Here is a 279-nt window from a genome sequence, read left to right as displayed (position 1 = left end):
ANNCANNCAGTGACNCTANTGGAGTATTTGTGATCCGTNAGTTANAAGANGACANTCAGGGTAAAATTGCTAATATTTATCAATTAAATGCTCAAGATGCTTCAGCAATGGTATTGGGCACAGAATTCCAGTTACAGCCCTATGATATTGTTTATGTCACAACTGCTCCGCTGGTACGTTGGAATCGTGTTATTTCCCAATTAGTACCGACTATTACCGGGGTGCATGATATGACCGAAACTGGTAAATTTATTAGGACTTGGTGACAGTAATGTTTGA

Annotated in this window: 1 pseudogene; it reads left to right on the top strand. The window is 39.0% G+C overall.

Annotation, left to right across the window (positions count from 1 at the left end):
- Positions 1-266 (top strand): annotated as a pseudogene (locus VZP09_RS12650) (polysaccharide export protein Wza); the annotation flags it as partial.
- Between the last annotated feature and the right edge of the window lie 13 nt (positions 267-279).

The sequence above is a fragment of the Klebsiella sp. EMBS2024 genome, assembly GCF_036233805.1.
In the GTDB taxonomy this organism is placed as follows: Bacteria; Pseudomonadota; Gammaproteobacteria; order Enterobacterales; family Enterobacteriaceae; genus Klebsiella; species Klebsiella pneumoniae.
Note: the sequence above shows the minus strand (reverse complement) of the source record. Positions and strands in the feature narration are given on the sequence as shown.